The sequence below is a fragment of the Enterobacter sp. 148H3 genome (assembly GCF_034107425.1).
In the GTDB taxonomy this organism is placed as follows: domain Bacteria; phylum Pseudomonadota; class Gammaproteobacteria; order Enterobacterales; family Enterobacteriaceae; genus Enterobacter; species Enterobacter vonholyi.
The window spans coordinates 160472-175404 of the sequence record NZ_JAWNEI010000002.1 but is presented as its reverse complement, the minus strand read 5'-3'; the positions used below and the strand labels follow the sequence as shown (position 1 = coordinate 175404).

18 protein-coding genes are annotated in these 14933 nt (G+C 56.3%); 14 read left to right on the top strand and 4 right to left on the bottom strand.

Annotated features, from left to right (window positions below):
- Window positions 1-289: 289 nt before the first annotated feature.
- The 8 genes from metK (at window position 290) to ruvX (ending at window position 7373) form a co-directional block, all read left to right on the top strand.
- Window positions 290-1444: a methionine adenosyltransferase gene (gene metK / locus USH94_RS03085; RefSeq protein ID WP_014885184.1), complete on the top strand. Its 1155-nt coding sequence runs from the start codon at window positions 290-292 to the stop codon at window positions 1442-1444.
- A gap of 359 nt (window positions 1445-1803) precedes the next feature.
- A complete protein-coding gene (gene galP, locus USH94_RS03080) occupies window positions 1804-3201 on the top strand; it encodes a galactose/proton symporter (protein WP_111963220.1) in 1398 nt (465 codons plus the stop codon).
- A 58-nt stretch (window positions 3202-3259) separates the two neighbouring features.
- A complete protein-coding gene (locus tag USH94_RS03075) occupies window positions 3260-3757 on the top strand; it encodes a SprT family zinc-dependent metalloprotease (protein WP_025757721.1) in 498 nt (165 codons plus the stop codon).
- A 94-nt stretch (window positions 3758-3851) separates the two neighbouring features.
- Entirely contained in the window at window positions 3852-4559 is a 708-nt protein-coding gene (gene endA / locus USH94_RS03070) for a deoxyribonuclease I (protein ID WP_111963221.1), read from the top strand.
- Window positions 4560-4610: 51 nt separating this feature from the next.
- On the top strand, window positions 4611-5342 hold the full coding sequence (gene rsmE, locus USH94_RS03065) for a 16S rRNA (uracil(1498)-N(3))-methyltransferase (RefSeq protein WP_111963222.1): 732 nt from the start codon (window positions 4611-4613) through the stop codon (window positions 5340-5342).
- Between the two features lie 19 nt (window positions 5343-5361).
- Complete coding sequence (gene gshB, locus USH94_RS03060) at window positions 5362-6309, top strand: glutathione synthase (RefSeq protein ID WP_111963223.1); 948 nt, start codon at window positions 5362-5364, stop codon at window positions 6307-6309.
- Window positions 6310-6396: 87 nt separating this feature from the next.
- A complete protein-coding gene (locus USH94_RS03055) occupies window positions 6397-6957 on the top strand; it encodes a YqgE/AlgH family protein (RefSeq protein WP_020883695.1) in 561 nt (186 codons plus the stop codon).
- Complete coding sequence (ruvX, locus tag USH94_RS03050) at window positions 6957-7373, top strand: Holliday junction resolvase RuvX (RefSeq protein ID WP_021242076.1); 417 nt, start codon at window positions 6957-6959, stop codon at window positions 7371-7373. Before USH94_RS03055 ends, ruvX begins: the two co-directional genes overlap by 1 nt.
- Window positions 7374-7382: 9 nt before the next feature.
- Here the strand turns inward: ruvX and USH94_RS03045 are convergent, their stop codons facing one another.
- Entirely contained in the window at window positions 7383-8363 is a 981-nt protein-coding gene (locus USH94_RS03045; protein WP_111963224.1) for a type IV pilus twitching motility protein PilT, read from the bottom strand.
- A 17-nt stretch (window positions 8364-8380) separates the two neighbouring features.
- Here USH94_RS03045 and USH94_RS03040 point away from each other — a divergent pair, with 17 nt between their 5' ends.
- From USH94_RS03040 to hemW, 5 genes are read left to right on the top strand one after another with little or no spacing between them, the layout of a single operon-like run.
- Window positions 8381-9082 (top strand): YggS family pyridoxal phosphate-dependent enzyme, encoded by a 702-nt coding sequence (locus USH94_RS03040; protein ID WP_111963225.1) that lies wholly within the window; start codon window positions 8381-8383, stop codon window positions 9080-9082.
- Between the two features lie 21 nt (window positions 9083-9103).
- A complete protein-coding gene (locus tag USH94_RS03035) occupies window positions 9104-9670 on the top strand; it encodes a YggT family protein (protein WP_111963226.1) in 567 nt (188 codons plus the stop codon).
- Entirely contained in the window at window positions 9667-9963 is a 297-nt protein-coding gene (gene yggU / locus USH94_RS03030) for a DUF167 family protein YggU (RefSeq protein WP_023309131.1), read from the top strand. The genes USH94_RS03035 and yggU overlap by 4 nt, the downstream gene beginning before the upstream one ends.
- A 3-nt stretch (window positions 9964-9966) precedes the next feature.
- A complete protein-coding gene (locus USH94_RS03025; protein WP_111963227.1) occupies window positions 9967-10560 on the top strand; it encodes an XTP/dITP diphosphatase in 594 nt (197 codons plus the stop codon).
- Window positions 10553-11695, top strand: a complete 1143-nt coding sequence (gene hemW, locus USH94_RS03020) for a radical SAM family heme chaperone HemW (RefSeq protein ID WP_111963228.1) — start codon at window positions 10553-10555, stop codon at window positions 11693-11695. The genes USH94_RS03025 and hemW overlap by 8 nt, the downstream gene beginning before the upstream one ends.
- A 208-nt stretch (window positions 11696-11903) precedes the next feature.
- Here the strand turns inward: hemW and USH94_RS03015 are convergent, their stop codons facing one another.
- The 3 genes from USH94_RS03015 to trmB are packed head-to-tail and all read right to left on the bottom strand — an operon-like array spanning window position 11904 to window position 13722.
- Window positions 11904-12620: a DUF2884 domain-containing protein gene (locus tag USH94_RS03015; RefSeq protein ID WP_008499762.1), complete on the bottom strand. Its 717-nt coding sequence runs from the start codon at window positions 12618-12620 to the stop codon at window positions 11904-11906.
- A gap of 56 nt (window positions 12621-12676) precedes the next feature.
- Window positions 12677-13003, bottom strand: a complete 327-nt coding sequence (locus tag USH94_RS03010; RefSeq protein ID WP_003862421.1) for a YggL family protein — start codon at window positions 13001-13003, stop codon at window positions 12677-12679.
- Window positions 13003-13722 (bottom strand): tRNA (guanosine(46)-N7)-methyltransferase TrmB, encoded by a 720-nt coding sequence (gene trmB / locus USH94_RS03005; protein WP_048224819.1) that lies wholly within the window; start codon window positions 13720-13722, stop codon window positions 13003-13005. The genes USH94_RS03010 and trmB overlap by 1 nt, the downstream gene beginning before the upstream one ends.
- 144 nt (window positions 13723-13866) lie before the next feature.
- Here trmB and mutY point away from each other — a divergent pair, with 144 nt between their 5' ends.
- Window positions 13867-14919, top strand: a complete 1053-nt coding sequence (gene mutY, locus USH94_RS03000) for an A/G-specific adenine glycosylase (protein WP_181574011.1) — start codon at window positions 13867-13869, stop codon at window positions 14917-14919.
- Window positions 14920-14933 lie beyond the last annotated feature (14 nt).

Below are 14933 nucleotides of genomic sequence, written 5' to 3'. Positions count from 1 at the left end.
GTTTTATACCGAGAAGGGGGCTAAAAAGCAAAACAAAAATGCGCGTGTTGCCGGGGCCGTCAGGAATTATTGCCAGCAGCAATTTCAACTGAGTGAGAGGTTAGTCAAAAAAAACTGGAAATCGGGCGAAGAAGTGACCTAAAATAGCCATCCAGATGTTAATCCATCTATACTGATTAACACTCATACTGCCAGTGTCAAAAACCTGCAGGCCTTGGTAGAATTATCTCCTTTGGCTATTCCACACAGCAGCTTGAGCTAACCAAATTCCTCTTAGGTGAAATAAAACATGGCAAAACACCTGTTTACGTCCGAGTCCGTATCAGAAGGACATCCTGATAAAATTGCTGACCAAATCTCCGATGCGGTGCTGGATGCGATCCTGGCGCAGGATCCTAAAGCACGCGTAGCGTGCGAAACCTATGTCAAAACCGGCATGGTTCTGGTTGGCGGTGAGATCACCACCAGCGCATGGGTTGATATCGAAGAGATCACCCGTAACACGGTGCGTGAGATCGGCTATGTGCATTCTGATATGGGTTTTGATGCCAACTCCTGCGCGGTACTGAGCGCAATTGGCAAACAGTCTCCGGATATCAACCAGGGCGTTGACCGTGCCGATCCGCTGGAACAGGGCGCGGGCGACCAGGGTCTGATGTTCGGCTATGCAACCAACGAAACCGACGTGCTGATGCCAGCACCGGTCACCTACGCACACCGTCTGGTGCAGCGTCAGGCTGAAGTACGTAAAAACGGCACCCTGCCGTGGCTGCGCCCGGATGCGAAAAGCCAGGTCACCTTCCAGTATGACGACGGCAAAATCGTCGGGATTGACGCGGTGGTTCTGTCTACTCAACACTCCGAAGAAATCGATCAGAAATCCCTGCAGGAAGCAGTGATGGAAGAGATCATCAAGCCGGTTCTGCCTACCGAATGGCTGAGCTCTGCGACCAAATTCTTCATCAACCCAACAGGACGCTTTGTTATCGGCGGCCCAATGGGTGACTGCGGTCTGACAGGTCGTAAAATCATCGTTGATACCTACGGCGGCATGGCGCGTCACGGTGGCGGTGCGTTCTCCGGTAAAGATCCGTCTAAAGTTGACCGTTCTGCGGCGTACGCGGCACGTTATGTGGCGAAAAACATCGTTGCTGCCGGCCTGGCTGACCGCTGTGAGATTCAGGTCTCCTACGCAATCGGCGTGGCTGAACCCACCTCCATCATGGTTGAAACCTTTGGTACCGAGAAAGTGCCTTCAGAACAGCTGACGCTGCTGGTACGCGAGTTCTTCGACCTGCGTCCATACGGCCTGATTCAGATGCTGGATCTGCTGCACCCTATCTATAAAGAAACCGCTGCATACGGTCACTTTGGTCGTGAACATTTCCCATGGGAAAAAACCGACAAAGCCGCTCTGCTGCGTGAAGCTGCCGGTCTGAAGTAATCGACTGATATCGCTTTTAAAAGGCCAGCCTTCAGGCTGGCCTTTTTTTGTCGGATGGCGGCTGAAAGGTGTACCCTTTGGAACCGATTACACCGCACCGGCACCACTGCGCTTTCAGAATATTCTCTTTGCATGTTCGCCTTTCTTCTGCTGTTACATTCCCTTTCAGTTAAGTCTGAAATGTGTCCTTTCGCGATGCATATCACCTCATTTACCTCTATATTTTCAAAGCTTTAATTTTATTTACGGTTGCAAAGCTGTGTAACCGATTACACCTATGTGATTAATCTCACATATTTTTGTGGGTCGCTCACCTACCCTTAACATCAATAAAACTGATAACCCAACTGGAGGGCATAATGCCTGACAATAAAAAACAGGGGCGTACGTCCAACAAGGCGATGACATTCTTCGTCTGTTTCCTCGCCGCCCTGGCAGGATTACTTTTTGGCCTGGATATCGGCGTGATTGCCGGTGCATTACCTTTCATTACAGAAGAGTTCCAGATCAGCGCTCATACCCAGGAGTGGGTGGTGAGCTCCATGATGTTTGGCGCGGCCGTCGGGGCCGTCGGCAGCGGCTGGCTCTCCTTCAAGCTCGGACGTAAAAAGAGCCTGATGATCGGCGCGATCCTGTTCGTTGCCGGCTCACTCTTCTCTGCCGCAGCGCCTAACGTTGAGGTCCTGCTGGTTTCCCGCGTGCTGCTTGGTCTGGCCGTGGGCGTGGCGTCCTACACCGCCCCGCTCTATCTGTCTGAAATTGCGCCGGAGAAAATCCGCGGCAGTATGATTTCGATGTACCAGCTGATGATCACCATTGGTATCCTCGGTGCATACCTTTCCGATACCGCGTTTAGCTACAGCGGCGCATGGCGCTGGATGCTCGGCGTGATCATCATCCCTGCAGTTCTGCTGTTGATTGGCGTCTTCTTCCTGCCGGACAGCCCTCGCTGGTTTGCTGCGAAACGTCGATTCCACGATGCCGAACGCGTGCTGATGCGCCTGCGCGATACCAGTGCGGAAGCGAAAAACGAGCTGGAAGAGATCCGCGAAAGCCTGAAGGTTAAACAGTCCGGCTGGGCGCTATTTAAAGAGAACAGCAACTTCCGCCGCGCGGTTTTCCTCGGCGTACTGCTGCAGGTCATGCAGCAGTTCACCGGAATGAACGTCATCATGTACTATGCGCCAAAAATCTTTGAACTGGCGGGTTACACCAACACCACCGAGCAGATGTGGGGGACCGTCATCGTGGGTCTGACCAACGTGCTGGCGACCTTTATCGCAATTGGTCTGGTGGACCGCTGGGGACGTAAGCCAACCCTGACGCTGGGCTTCCTGGTGATGGCAGCCGGTATGGGCGTCCTCGGTACCATGATGCATGTGGGCATTCACTCCCCAACCGCCCAGTACTTTGCGGTAGGCATGCTGCTGATGTTTATCGTCGGGTTTGCGATGAGCGCCGGTCCGCTGATCTGGGTGCTGTGCTCTGAGATCCAGCCGCTGAAAGGACGTGATTTTGGCATCACCTGCTCTACCGCAACCAACTGGATTGCCAACATGATCGTCGGCGCAACGTTCCTGACCATGCTCAATACCCTGGGCAACGCCAACACCTTCTGGGTCTACGCCGGTCTGAACATCTTCTTTATTGTGCTGACCATCTGGCTGGTTCCAGAAACCAAACATGTGTCCCTGGAGCATATTGAACGTAACCTGATGAAAGGTCGTCCTCTGCGCGAAATCGGCGCCCACGACTAATCCTCACTCGGGAGGTGCCTCTTGCACCTCCCCGCTTCGCGCTTTATGCTGCGCCCCTATGAAAGCACCCCGTCTCCCCATCGCCATTCAGCAGGCCGTTATGCGCAGCCTGCGGGAAAAGCTCGCCCAGGCGAACCTGAAGCTCGGTCGCAACTACCCTGAACCCAAAATCGTTTATCAGCAGCGTGGCACCGCCGCCGGTACCGCCTGGCTCGAGTCGTATGAGATCCGCCTTAACCCGGTGCTGATGATGGAAAACCAGCAGGCGTTTATCGACGAAGTGGTACCGCACGAGCTGGCGCATCTGCTGGTGTGGAAGCACTTCGGGCGCGTCGCCCCCCACGGAAAAGAGTGGAAGTGGATGATGGAGGCGGTGCTCGGCGTTCCGGCGCGTCGTACCCACCAGTTCGAGCTGGAGTCGGTGCGCCGCAATACCTTCCCCTACCGCTGTCAGTGCCAGCAGCACCAGCTTACCGTCCGTCGCCATAATCGCGTGGTGCGCGGCGAGGCGACCTACCGCTGCGTCAAATGCGGCGAGCCGCTGGTTGCGGAATAATCATCTGAACTTTCAGGAACTTTCCTGATCTGACTGATTGCATACAGGAACAACATTCGTTACGTTGCGGGCTCGTTTTGACACGGAGTGTAAGATGTCCCGTAATTTTTCTCTCGCGGTCGCCTTTCTGACGACGGCGCTCTCAGGCCATGCTCTGGCCGACGGTATCAACAGTTTTTCCCAGGCCAAGGCCGCAGGCGTGAAGGTGAACGCCGATGTGCCGGGCGATTTCTACTGCGGCTGTAAAATTAACTGGCAGGGTAAAAAAGGGGTCGTTGACCTTGAGTCCTGCGGCTACAAGGTGCGTAAAAACGAAAACCGCGCCAGCCGTATTGAATGGGAACATGTCGTTCCGGCATGGCAGTTTGGCCACCAGCGCCAGTGCTGGCAGGATGGCGGACGTAAAAACTGTGCCAAAGACCCGGTTTATCGCCAGATGGAAAGCGACATGCATAACCTGCAGCCCGCGGTGGGCGAAGTGAACGGCGACCGGGGTAACTTCATGTACAGCCAGTGGAACGGTGGCGAAGGCCAGTACGGCCAGTGCGGTATGAAGATTGATTTTAAAGAGAAAGTCGCCGAGCCCCCTGCCCGCGCGCGCGGCAGCATTGCCCGCACCTACTTCTATATGCGTGACCGTTACGATCTCACTCTCTCCCGCCAGCAGACGCAGTTGTTCAACGCCTGGGACAAGCAGTACCCGGTGACGGAATGGGAGTGCCAGCGCGACGACCGTATCGCCAGAGTCCAGGGGAATCACAACCCTTACGTCCAGCGAGCTTGCCAGGCGCAAAAGAGCTAACCTACACTACGGCAATTCGCTTATATCGCATGACACATGGAATTTCTGACTATGCGCATTCCCCGCATTTACCACCCTGAACTGATTACCGCAGGCCGCGAAATCGCCCTGTCTGATGACGCCGCCAACCACGTTGGCCGCGTGCTGCGCATGGGCGCCGGTCAGACAATCCAGCTGTTCGACGGCTCGAACCAGGTATTCGACGCCGAAATTACGCGGGCAGATAAAAAAAGCGTACACGTGAACGTCCTGCGCGGTGAAGTGGATGACCGGGAATCACCGCTGCACATTCATCTGGGCCAGGTCATGTCGCGCGGTGAGAAAATGGAGTTCACCATTCAGAAATCCATTGAACTGGGTGTAAGCCTCATTACGCCACTTTTTTCTGAGCGCTGTGGCGTTAAACTGGACGCGGAACGTCTGAACAAAAAGATCCAGCAGTGGCAGAAAATTGCCATTGCGGCTTGCGAACAGAGTGGCCGGAACCGTATTCCGGAGATCCGCCCGGCGATGGATCTGGAGGAATGGTGTGCAGAAGAGGACAGTGGGCTGAAGCTCAATCTTCATCCGCGCGCCAGCGCCAGCATCAATACGCTACCGCTGCCCGTTGAGCGCGTTCGTCTGCTGATTGGCCCCGAAGGCGGCCTGTCGGCGGACGAAATTGCGATGACGGCACGTTACCAGTTTACTGATATTCTGTTGGGACCTCGCGTTCTGCGCACTGAGACAACGGCACTCACGGCCATTACCGCGCTACAGGTACGGTTTGGCGATCTGGGTTGAAGCATTAACGGAGAAGAACATGATCAAGCTCGGCATCGTGATGGACCCCATCGCAAACATTAACATCAAGAAAGATTCCAGCTTCGCCATGCTGCTGGAAGCGCAGCGTCGCGACTATGAACTCCACTATATGGAGATGAACGATCTTTACCTGATCAACGGTGAAGCCCGCGCCCACACCCGCATCGTTAACGTCGAGCAGAACTACGACAAATGGTACGAATTCGGCACCGAGCAGGACATTGCGCTTGCCGATCTCAACGTCATCCTGATGCGTAAAGATCCGCCATTCGACACTGAATACATCTACTGCACCTATATTCTCGAACGCGCAGAAGAGAAAGGAACGCTGATCGTCAACAAGCCGCAGAGCCTGCGCGACTGTAACGAGAAGCTCTACACCGCCTGGTTCTCTGACCTGACGCCGGAAACGCTGGTGACCCGCAGCAAAGCTCAGCTGAAGGAATTCTGGCAGAAGCACGGCGACATCATCATGAAGCCGCTGGACGGCATGGGCGGTGCGTCGATTTTCCGCGTGAAAGAGAGCGACCCGAACATTGGCGTGATTGCCGAGACCCTGACCGAGCTGGGCACACGCTACTGCATGGCGCAGAACTATATTCCGGCGATCAAAGACGGCGACAAACGTGTTCTGGTCGTGGATGGCGAACCGGTTCCTTACTGCCTGGCACGTATCCCGCAGGGTGGCGAAACCCGTGGTAACCTGGCAGCCGGTGGCCGAGGTGAGCCACGCCCGTTGACCGAAAGCGACTGGGAAATTGCCCGTCGCGTTGGCCCGACGCTGAAAGCCAAAGGCCTGATCTTCGTTGGCCTGGATATCATCGGCGATCGTCTGACCGAAGTGAACGTCACCAGCCCGACCTGCATTCGTGAAATTGAGGCTGAATTCCCGATTTCGATCACCGGAATGCTGATGGACGCTATCGAAAAACGTTTACAGAAATAACCTAACAATACTATTAGTGACAGCGCCTGTGTTTGTCCCCATACTGGGCGCTGTCGCTTTTTAAACCAGGAAACAGTACCTCTGACAATGAATTTACAGCATCACTTTCTTATTGCCATGCCTGCTCTCCAGGACCCGATTTTTCGCCGCGCCGTGGTTTATATTTGTGAATACAATGAAGACGGCGCGATGGGCATCATCATCAATAAACCACTGGAAAATCTTCAGGTTGAAGGAATTCTGGACAAGCTGAAGATCTCGGCTGAAGAGCGCCTGCCGGAAATACGGCTTGATAAACCTGTGATGCTGGGCGGACCTCTTGCAGAAGATCGCGGTTTTATCCTGCATACGCCGCCGGTGTTCTCTTCCAGTATTCGAATTTCGGATAACACCGTCATCACCACCTCGCGTGACGTGCTCGAAACGCTGGGTACCGCAGAGCAGCCTTCTGAAGTGCTGGTGGCGTTGGGCTATTCGTCCTGGGAGAAAGGCCAGCTTGAGCAGGAGATCCTCGATAACGCATGGCTTACCGCGCCTGCGGACATGAATATCCTGTTTAAAACCCCCATCGCCGATCGCTGGCGTGACGCGGCGAAGCTGATTGGTATTGATATCCTGACCATGCCTGGCGTAGCGGGGCACGCCTGATGAGCGGAACGCTTCTGGCCTTCGATTTTGGCACCAAAAGCATTGGCGTCGCCGTGGGGCAGCGCATCACCGGTACCGCGCGTCCGCTTACTGCCCTGAAGGCCAACGACGGTACGCCGGACTGGAATCTCATTGAGCGCCTGCTCAAGGAGTGGCAGCCGGATGACGTGATTGTTGGGCTGCCGCTGAACATGGACGGTACCGAACAGCCGCTTACCGCCCGGGCGCGAAAGTTCGCCAATAAAATCCATGGCCGCTTTGGCGTCTCCGTGAAGCTTCACGACGAGCGTCTTAGCACCGTCGAAGCACGTGCGGGTCTGTTTGAGCACGGCGGCTTCCGGGCGCTCAACAAAGGCAGCGTGGACTCCGCTTCTGCCGTGATTATCCTCGAAAGCTATTTCGAACAGGGCTTTTAAGCACGGGGCCTACAGCCGCCCCTGCGCCCGTCTCTCCGCCAGGCTCTGGTCAAAGTTCTGCATTCCTGCCTGCAGACCGGTTTGGATGATGCCGGGCAGTTGCCACGTTTTCCCTTCACGAATAAGATTTGCCGCCGCAGCGGTGTTCACCAGCAGTTCATACAGCGCGACGCGGCCGTCCTGCAGATCGGGAAGCAGCTTCTGCGCCAGCACTGCCCGGAGGCTGCCGGCCAGCTGGTTACGCACCGGATCTTTCTCCTGCGCCGGGAACGTATCGACCAGCCGTTCAATCGCCTGCGATGCCCCGCGCGTATGCAGCGTCGCCAGCACCAGATGCCCGGTTTCCGCCGCCGTTAGCGCCAGGCGGATCGTTTCGCTGTCGCGCAGCTCCCCCAGCAAAATAACGTCCGGATCCTGGCGTAAGGCGCTGCGCAGCGCGTCGGCAAATGACGGACTGTGCTGGCCAATCTCCCGCTGCTGGATCAGGCAACGCTCGCTCTGGTAGATAAACTCCACCGGATCTTCAAGCGTGAGGATATGGCCGTCAGTATGGTGGTTGAGAAAATCGACCATCGCCGCCAGCGTAGTGGATTTGCCGCTGCCGGTCGCCCCCGTGACCAGAATCAGCCCGGCGTCATTGGATAACAGTTCCGGGATTGCCCGCGGCGCGCCCAGCGTAGCGAGCTGCGGACAGGTACGCGGCAACAGCCGCAGCGTCACAGAGACACCGCGCATCTGCTTAAAGGCACTCCCGCGCAGACGCTGGCCTCCCGTTACCGTCGCGGCAAAATCCACCTGTCCATTTGCCCACCATGTTCCCTGCTGCTCATCGTTGAGCCACGCTTTTAACAACGCCCCGACGTCAGGAGGAGGAAACGGTGCCGGTTCAAGGCGGCCCGTTCTGCGCCAGCGGGGTGGCGAATCACTGCACAGGTGTAGATCGGAGACGTTATGCTTTACACTAAGGGCCACAATTTCTTCCACATCCATAGACTACTCCTCGGAAAATGAACGACATTGCGCATAACCTGGCACAGGTCCGGGACAAAATCTCAGCCGCCGCAACGCGTTGCGGCCGGGCTTCAGAAGAAATTACGTTGCTTGCAGTCAGCAAAACCAAGCCTGCGAGCGCCATCGCAGAAGCTATTGACGCAGGCCAACGCGCGTTTGGTGAAAACTACGTCCAGGAAGGCGTGGATAAAATTCGCTACTTCCAGGAACAGGGGAATACGGATCTGCAGTGGCACTTTATTGGTCCACTGCAGTCGAACAAAAGCCGTCTGGTGGCGGAGCACTTTGACTGGTGCCATACCGTTGACCGTCTGCGCATTGCGACACGCCTGAACGACCAGCGTCCGTCAGAGATGCCAGCGCTTAACGTGCTGATTCAAATCAACATCAGCGACGAAAACAGCAAGTCCGGCATTGCGCTGAGCGAGCTGGATGCGCTGGCAGCCGAAGTGGACGCCCTGCCGCGTTTAACCCTGCGTGGTTTGATGGCAATCCCGGCGCCTGAGTCAAGTTATGAAAGGCAGTTTGCCGTGGCACAGCAAATGGCTGTAGCATTTGAGGCGCTTAAAGCGCGCTATAACACGGTAGACACGCTTTCTCTGGGCATGTCGGATGATATGGAAGCCGCCATCGCGGCAGGCAGCACTATGGTGCGCATCGGCACGGCAATTTTCGGTGCGCGCGACTACTCAAAATAATAAGGAAACCTGAGGAACGCCATGAAGACGTTGACTTTCCTGCTCTCAACTGTGCTTGAGCTGTATACGATGGCGCTTTTGCTGCGCGTCTGGATGCAGTGGGCCCGCTGTGATTTTTACAATCCGTTCTCGCAGTTTGTCGTGAAAATCACGCAGCCTGTTGTCGGACCGCTGCGTCGTATTATCCCGGCGATGGGTCCCATCGACAGTTCGTCTCTGCTGGTGGCGTTTATTCTGAGCGTTATCAAAGCGATTGTGCTGTTTATGGTCATCACCTTCCAGCCGATTATCTGGATTGCTGCGGTCCTGATTTTAATCAAAACCGTCGGTCTGCTGATTTTTTGGGTGCTGCTGGTCATGGCCATCATGAGTTGGGTAAGCCAGGGCCGTAGTCCGGTAGAATATGCGCTGATCCAACTGGCCGAACCGCTGCTGCGCCCGATTCGCAACCTGCTGCCTTCGATGGGCGGTATTGATTTCTCGCCGATGATCTTGGTACTGCTGCTCTATGTGGTCAACATGGGGATCGCTGAGCTGCTGCAGTCCACGGGCAATATGCTGCTGCCGGGGCTGTGGATGGCGCTATGAGTGCAGTAAGCACCTGCGCTGACGGGCTGGTTTTGCGGCTGTATATTCAGCCCAAAGCCAGCCGTGACGGTATTGTTGGGCTGCATGGCGACGAGTTAAAAGTCGCCATCACCGCCCCGCCGGTTGACGGCCAGGCGAACGCGCATCTGACCAAATATCTGGCAAAACAGTTTCGCGTCGCCAAAAGTCAGGTCATCATTGAAAAAGGTGAACTTGGGCGACATAAACAGGTAAAAATCCTTAATCCGCAATCTATCCCGACGGAAGTCGCGGCACTGAAAGAACAGGACTAAACCATGCAGAAAGTTGTTCTCGCGACCGGCAACGCCGGTAAAGTGCGCGAGCTGGCCTCGCTATTAAATGATTTTGGTCTGGACGTGGTCGCCCAGACCGATCTTGGCGTGGATTCCGCCGAAGAGACGGGGCTGACGTTTATCGAAAACGCGATCCTCAAAGCACGCCATGCCGCGCAGATTACGGGCCTGCCCGCGATTGCCGACGACTCCGGCCTGGCCGTAGACGCCCTTGGCGGCGCGCCGGGGATCTACTCTGCGCGCTATTCTGGCGTTGACGCTACCGACCAGCAGAATCTGGAAAAGCTGCTTGTCGCCCTTAAAGACGTACCGGACGAACAGCGCTCCGCGCAGTTCCACTGCGTGCTGGTCTATATGCGTCACGCGGAAGACCCTACTCCGATCGTCTGCCACGGCAGCTGGCCGGGCGTGATTACTCGTGAAGCGGCTGGCAACGGCGGCTTTGGCTACGATCCGATTTTCTTTGTCCCGACCGAGGGCAAAACCGCTGCGGAACTGACCCGCGAAGAGAAAAGCGCGATATCCCACCGTGGAAGCGCGCTGAAACTGTTACTGGAAGCACTGCGTAATGGCTAATTTGCCGCCTCTGAGTCTTTATATTCACATCCCGTGGTGCGTGCAGAAATGCCCGTACTGCGATTTCAACTCGCACGCGCTGAAGGGCGAAGTGCCGCACGATGACTACGTTGCGCATCTGCTGGCCGACCTGGACGCCGATGTACCTTACGCACAGGGACGTGAAGTTAAGACCATTTTCATAGGTGGCGGTACGCCGAGCCTGCTGTCAGGCCCGGCGATGCAAACGCTGCTGGACGGCGTACGTGCGCGCCTGAACCTGGCAGCGGATGCTGAAATCACGATGGAAGCCAACCCCGGTACCGTTGAGGCCGACCGTTTTGTCGACTATCAGCGCGCGGGCGTGAACCGCATCTCCATCGGCGTGCAGAGCTTTAGCGAGCCGAAACTGAAGCGCCTGGGGCGTATTCACGGCCCGGAAGAGGCGAAGCGCGCGGCAAACCTGGCGACCGGTCTGGGCCTGCGCAGCTTTAACCTGGATTTGATGCACGGCCTGCCGGATCAGTCGCTGGAAGAGGCGCTGGACGACCTGCGCCAGGCGATCGAACTGAACCCGCCGCACCTGTCGTGGTACCAGCTCACCATCGAGCCCAACACCCTGTTTGGCTCGCGTCCGCCGGTGCTGCCGGATGACGACGCGCTGTGGGATATCTTCGAGCAGGGTCACAGGCTTTTAACCGCTGCGGGCTATCAGCAGTACGAAACGTCGGCGTATGCAAAGCCGGGCTACCAGTGTCAGCACAACCTGAACTACTGGCGTTTTGGCGACTATCTCGGGATTGGCTGCGGCGCGCACGGCAAGGTGACCTTCCCGGACGGGCGTATTCTGCGTACTGCCAAAACCCGCCACCCTCGCGGGTATATGGAAGGCCGCTACCTGGAGCGTCAGCACAACGTCGAGGCGGCGGATAAGCCGTTTGAGTTCTTTATGAACCGCTTCCGTCTGCTGGAAGCCGCGCCGCGCGCTGAGTTTGCGCTGTACACCGGGCTGGCGGAATCGGTGATTCGCCCGCAGATCGACGAAGCGCTGGCGCAGGGGTATCTCACGGAATGTGCGGAATACTGGCAGATCACCGAGCACGGCAAACTGTTCCTCAATTCCCTTCTTGAGCTGTTCCTCGCCGAAGAATCCTGAAGGCGGATTCAGGATTTTGCATCCCGTTCTGCCAGCTGAGGGAAAGGTTGGCAGAGTGTGGGGATGATCGACCTGAAGAGACAGTCGATCACCATGGGTAAAGGATGTTAAAAATTGTTCGCCATGTCCCCGGACCGTACACCCTGAAAGGGAGAGGGAGCAAACCATCCCCTCGCCCCTTTGGGGAGAGGGATAGGGTGAGGGGACCTTACTTCAGCGTCCCCACCAGCGCCTTACGGCTGTCTTCCAGCGACACCACGCGTTTACAAACGTCTTTGCCGAACTGCTGGAAATCATCTTCCTGGTTTTTCCACTCGTTCTGAATGGAGGTTTGCAGGCCGCCCAGACTGCCCAGCACGCCCTGCAGCGGGTTACCGCCGCCTTTCAGCACCGCTTTGGCACCCATCTCGTTGATGCTGTCCTGCAGGATGCCGCCCATCGCCTGGTTCACCAGCTGCTGCCCGTCGGCACGGACCTGATCGATCGCCTTATAGTGGAACGTCAGGCCGTCGGAGCGCGTCTCGATAATACGGTTCATCTGCTCTTTAAGCTGCTTGTCCAGCTTCGTCAGGCGGGTGCGCATGTTGCTGCTCTCCCCCACCTCTTTGGTGATGATCTTATCCAGCGCCACGCGGCTCTTTTCGACGCGCGTCAGGGCACCTTCATTAATCCACGGCAGCGCGGTACGCAATTCGGACTGATAGTCTTTCGCCTGCTCGCGCTGTGCGGCAGTCAGGTTGTACTGCTTGCCGTTATAGGTGACGTTCCCTTCTGGCGTAATCACCAGATTGCCGTTCTCGCCTTTGACCTGCACGGTTTGCGGGCTTAACACCACGTCATCACGCGGGGTGACGCTACATTGATAATCCGCATGGGCGGTGAATCCGGTTGCCATCAAAGCAACGGCCAGCAACGTTTTGCGCATCTTAAACACTCCCTCAGACAAAACGGGCCAGCTAATGCTGGCCCTTGACTGCTTTATTAGTCCCACCAAACGTCGAAAAGTTCGCTGACGCGGACATCTTCGAGCTTGTGGTCTTCAAGCCATTTACGGACCAGAGCCTGATGTTCTTCGGTGCATTTACCCACTTCCTGGGTGCAGATCAGACCTTCCCAGGCCAGATAGCCGCTACCGTCGAAGGCCAGTTTGTTTGGCTCGATCACCTCGTTGATGAACGCATCCACGTCCTGATCGATCTGCTCAACGCTGGTGCCTTCCGGGAAACGCCACGCAACGGAGAAGCCCACTTCCTGGAATTCTTCGATGTGCATCTTTTTACGCAGACGACGGCTACGATTCTTTGCCATTATTTCACCCTCTCGAACATTAAGTCCCATACACCGTGACCAAGACGATGGCCACGCTGTTCAAATTTCGTTACCGGACGCGATTCCGGACGCGGTACATAGTCGTTGCTCGCAGACTGGTTTTTGTAACCGTCCAGCGACGACATCACTTCCAGCATATGTTCCGCATACGGTTCCCAGTCGGTCGCCATATGGAAGACACCGCCCAGCTTCAGCTTACTTTTAACCAGCTCGGCAAACGGCGCCTGAACGATACGGCGTTTATTATGACGCGCTTTGTGCCACGGGTCAGGGAAAAAGAGCTGAACCATGGTTAAAGAATTGTCAGGAATCATTTTGTGCAGCACTTCCACCGCGTCGTGACACATCACGCGCAGGTTCTCAACGCCCTCTTCATGGGCCGTTGCCAGACACGCACCGACGCCCGGGGAGTGGACTTCGATACCGAGGAAGTTCTGCTCCGGGCGCGCTTTCGCCATGGTCACCAGCGAGGCGCCCATACCGAAGCCAATTTCCAGCGTGATCGGCGCGTCGCGGCCAAACAGCTCGGCAAAATCCAGAGGCTGCTCGCTGAACTCAACGCCCATCACCGGCCAGTAGTTGTCCAGCGCGTGTTGCTGACCTTTTGTCAGGCGGCCCTGACGACGGACAAAGCTGCGAATACGGCGCAGCGGGCGACCGTTTTCATCAAATTCCGGTGAAATGACGTCGTTTTTCATAAAAGAGTTGTCTGCTTGTGAGAATGTTCGGGAAACGGGCATTATCCAAAGTTAAGGCTTCTATGCAAGCATGGGAAAGATCCGGTTTACAGCAGATTGACGCTGTGCTGCAATCTGCGTCCCTGATTATGCGAATCGATGACCATGCAAGCATCTCAATTTTCAGCCCAGGTGCTGGACTGGTACGACAAATACGGGCGTAAAACCCTGCCCTGGCAAATTGAAAAAACGCCTTACAAAGTATGGCTCTCCGAGGTGATGTTGCAACAAACGCAGGTCGCCACGGTGATCCCTTACTTCGAGCGTTTTATGGCGCGCTTCCCGACGGTGACCGATCTGGCCAACGCGCCGCTGGACGAGGTCCTGCACCTGTGGACCGGTCTTGGCTATTACGCCCGCGCGCGTAACCTTCACAAGGCCGCACAGCAGGTCGCCACGCGCCACAGCGGGAAGTTCCCGGAAACCTTCGATGAGGTGGCCGATCTCCCCGGCGTCGGACGTTCAACCGCAGGCGCTATTCTCTCCCTGTCTTTAGGCAAGCATTTCCCGATCCTCGACGGCAACGTGAAGCGCGTGCTGGCGCGCTGCTATGCCGTCGACGGCTGGCCGGGGAAGAAAGATGTTGAAAAACGTCTTTGGGAAATAAGTGAAGCGGTTACTCCGGCTAACGGCGTCGAGCGTTTCAACCAGGCGATGATGGATCTCGGCGCAATGGTCTGCACGCGCTCAAAACCAAAATGCGAACTCTGCCCGGTGAATAATCTCTGCGTGGCGTATGCCAACCATTCATGGGCGCAGTATCCGGGTAAGAAACCCAAGCAGACGCTGCCGGAGCGCACCGGCTATATGCTGCTGATGCAGCACGGTGACGAGGTCTTCCTCGCCCAGCGTCCGCCGAGCGGTCTGTGGGGTGGTCTATACTGCTTCCCACAGTTTGAAGATGAAGACTTGCTGCGTGAATGGCTTAAAAAGCGCGGGATTGCTGCCGATAACCTGACGCAGTTGACCGCGTTTCGCCACACCTTCAGCCATTTCCATCTGGATATTGTGCCGATGTGGCTTCCCGTGTCCTCCTTCGCCTCGTGCATGGATGAAGGCACCGCTCTCTGGTATAACTTAGCGCAACCGCCATCAGTCGGACTGGCGGCTCCCGTGGAGCGCCTGTTACAGCAATTACGTGCCGGTGCAATGGTTTAGCATCGACAAGAAAA

Excerpts from the sequence above, each read along its gene's own strand:
- metK (WP_014885184.1), top strand. The coding sequence starts at position 290 with ATGGCAAAACACCTGTTTACGTCCGAGTCCGTATCAGAAGGACATCCT.
- galP (WP_111963220.1), top strand. The coding sequence starts at position 1,804 with ATGCCTGACAATAAAAAACAGGGGCGTACGTCCAACAAGGCGATGACA.
- USH94_RS03075 (WP_025757721.1), top strand. The coding sequence starts at position 3,260 with ATGAAAGCACCCCGTCTCCCCATCGCCATTCAGCAGGCCGTTATGCGC.
- endA (WP_111963221.1), top strand. The coding sequence starts at position 3,852 with ATGTCCCGTAATTTTTCTCTCGCGGTCGCCTTTCTGACGACGGCGCTC.
- rsmE (WP_111963222.1), top strand. The coding sequence starts at position 4,611 with ATGCGCATTCCCCGCATTTACCACCCTGAACTGATTACCGCAGGCCGC.
- gshB (WP_111963223.1), top strand. The coding sequence starts at position 5,362 with ATGATCAAGCTCGGCATCGTGATGGACCCCATCGCAAACATTAACATC.
- USH94_RS03055 (WP_020883695.1), top strand. The coding sequence starts at position 6,397 with ATGAATTTACAGCATCACTTTCTTATTGCCATGCCTGCTCTCCAGGAC.
- ruvX (WP_021242076.1), top strand. The coding sequence starts at position 6,957 with ATGAGCGGAACGCTTCTGGCCTTCGATTTTGGCACCAAAAGCATTGGC.
- USH94_RS03045 (WP_111963224.1), bottom strand. The coding sequence starts at position 8,363 with ATGGATGTGGAAGAAATTGTGGCCCTTAGTGTAAAGCATAACGTCTCC.
- USH94_RS03040 (WP_111963225.1), top strand. The coding sequence starts at position 8,381 with ATGAACGACATTGCGCATAACCTGGCACAGGTCCGGGACAAAATCTCA.
- USH94_RS03035 (WP_111963226.1), top strand. The coding sequence starts at position 9,104 with ATGAAGACGTTGACTTTCCTGCTCTCAACTGTGCTTGAGCTGTATACG.
- yggU (WP_023309131.1), top strand. The coding sequence starts at position 9,667 with ATGAGTGCAGTAAGCACCTGCGCTGACGGGCTGGTTTTGCGGCTGTAT.
- USH94_RS03025 (WP_111963227.1), top strand. The coding sequence starts at position 9,967 with ATGCAGAAAGTTGTTCTCGCGACCGGCAACGCCGGTAAAGTGCGCGAG.
- hemW (WP_111963228.1), top strand. The coding sequence starts at position 10,553 with ATGGCTAATTTGCCGCCTCTGAGTCTTTATATTCACATCCCGTGGTGC.
- USH94_RS03015 (WP_008499762.1), bottom strand. The coding sequence starts at position 12,620 with ATGCGCAAAACGTTGCTGGCCGTTGCTTTGATGGCAACCGGATTCACC.
- USH94_RS03010 (WP_003862421.1), bottom strand. The coding sequence starts at position 13,003 with ATGGCAAAGAATCGTAGCCGTCGTCTGCGTAAAAAGATGCACATCGAA.
- trmB (WP_048224819.1), bottom strand. The coding sequence starts at position 13,722 with ATGAAAAACGACGTCATTTCACCGGAATTTGATGAAAACGGTCGCCCG.
- mutY (WP_181574011.1), top strand. The coding sequence starts at position 13,867 with ATGCAAGCATCTCAATTTTCAGCCCAGGTGCTGGACTGGTACGACAAA.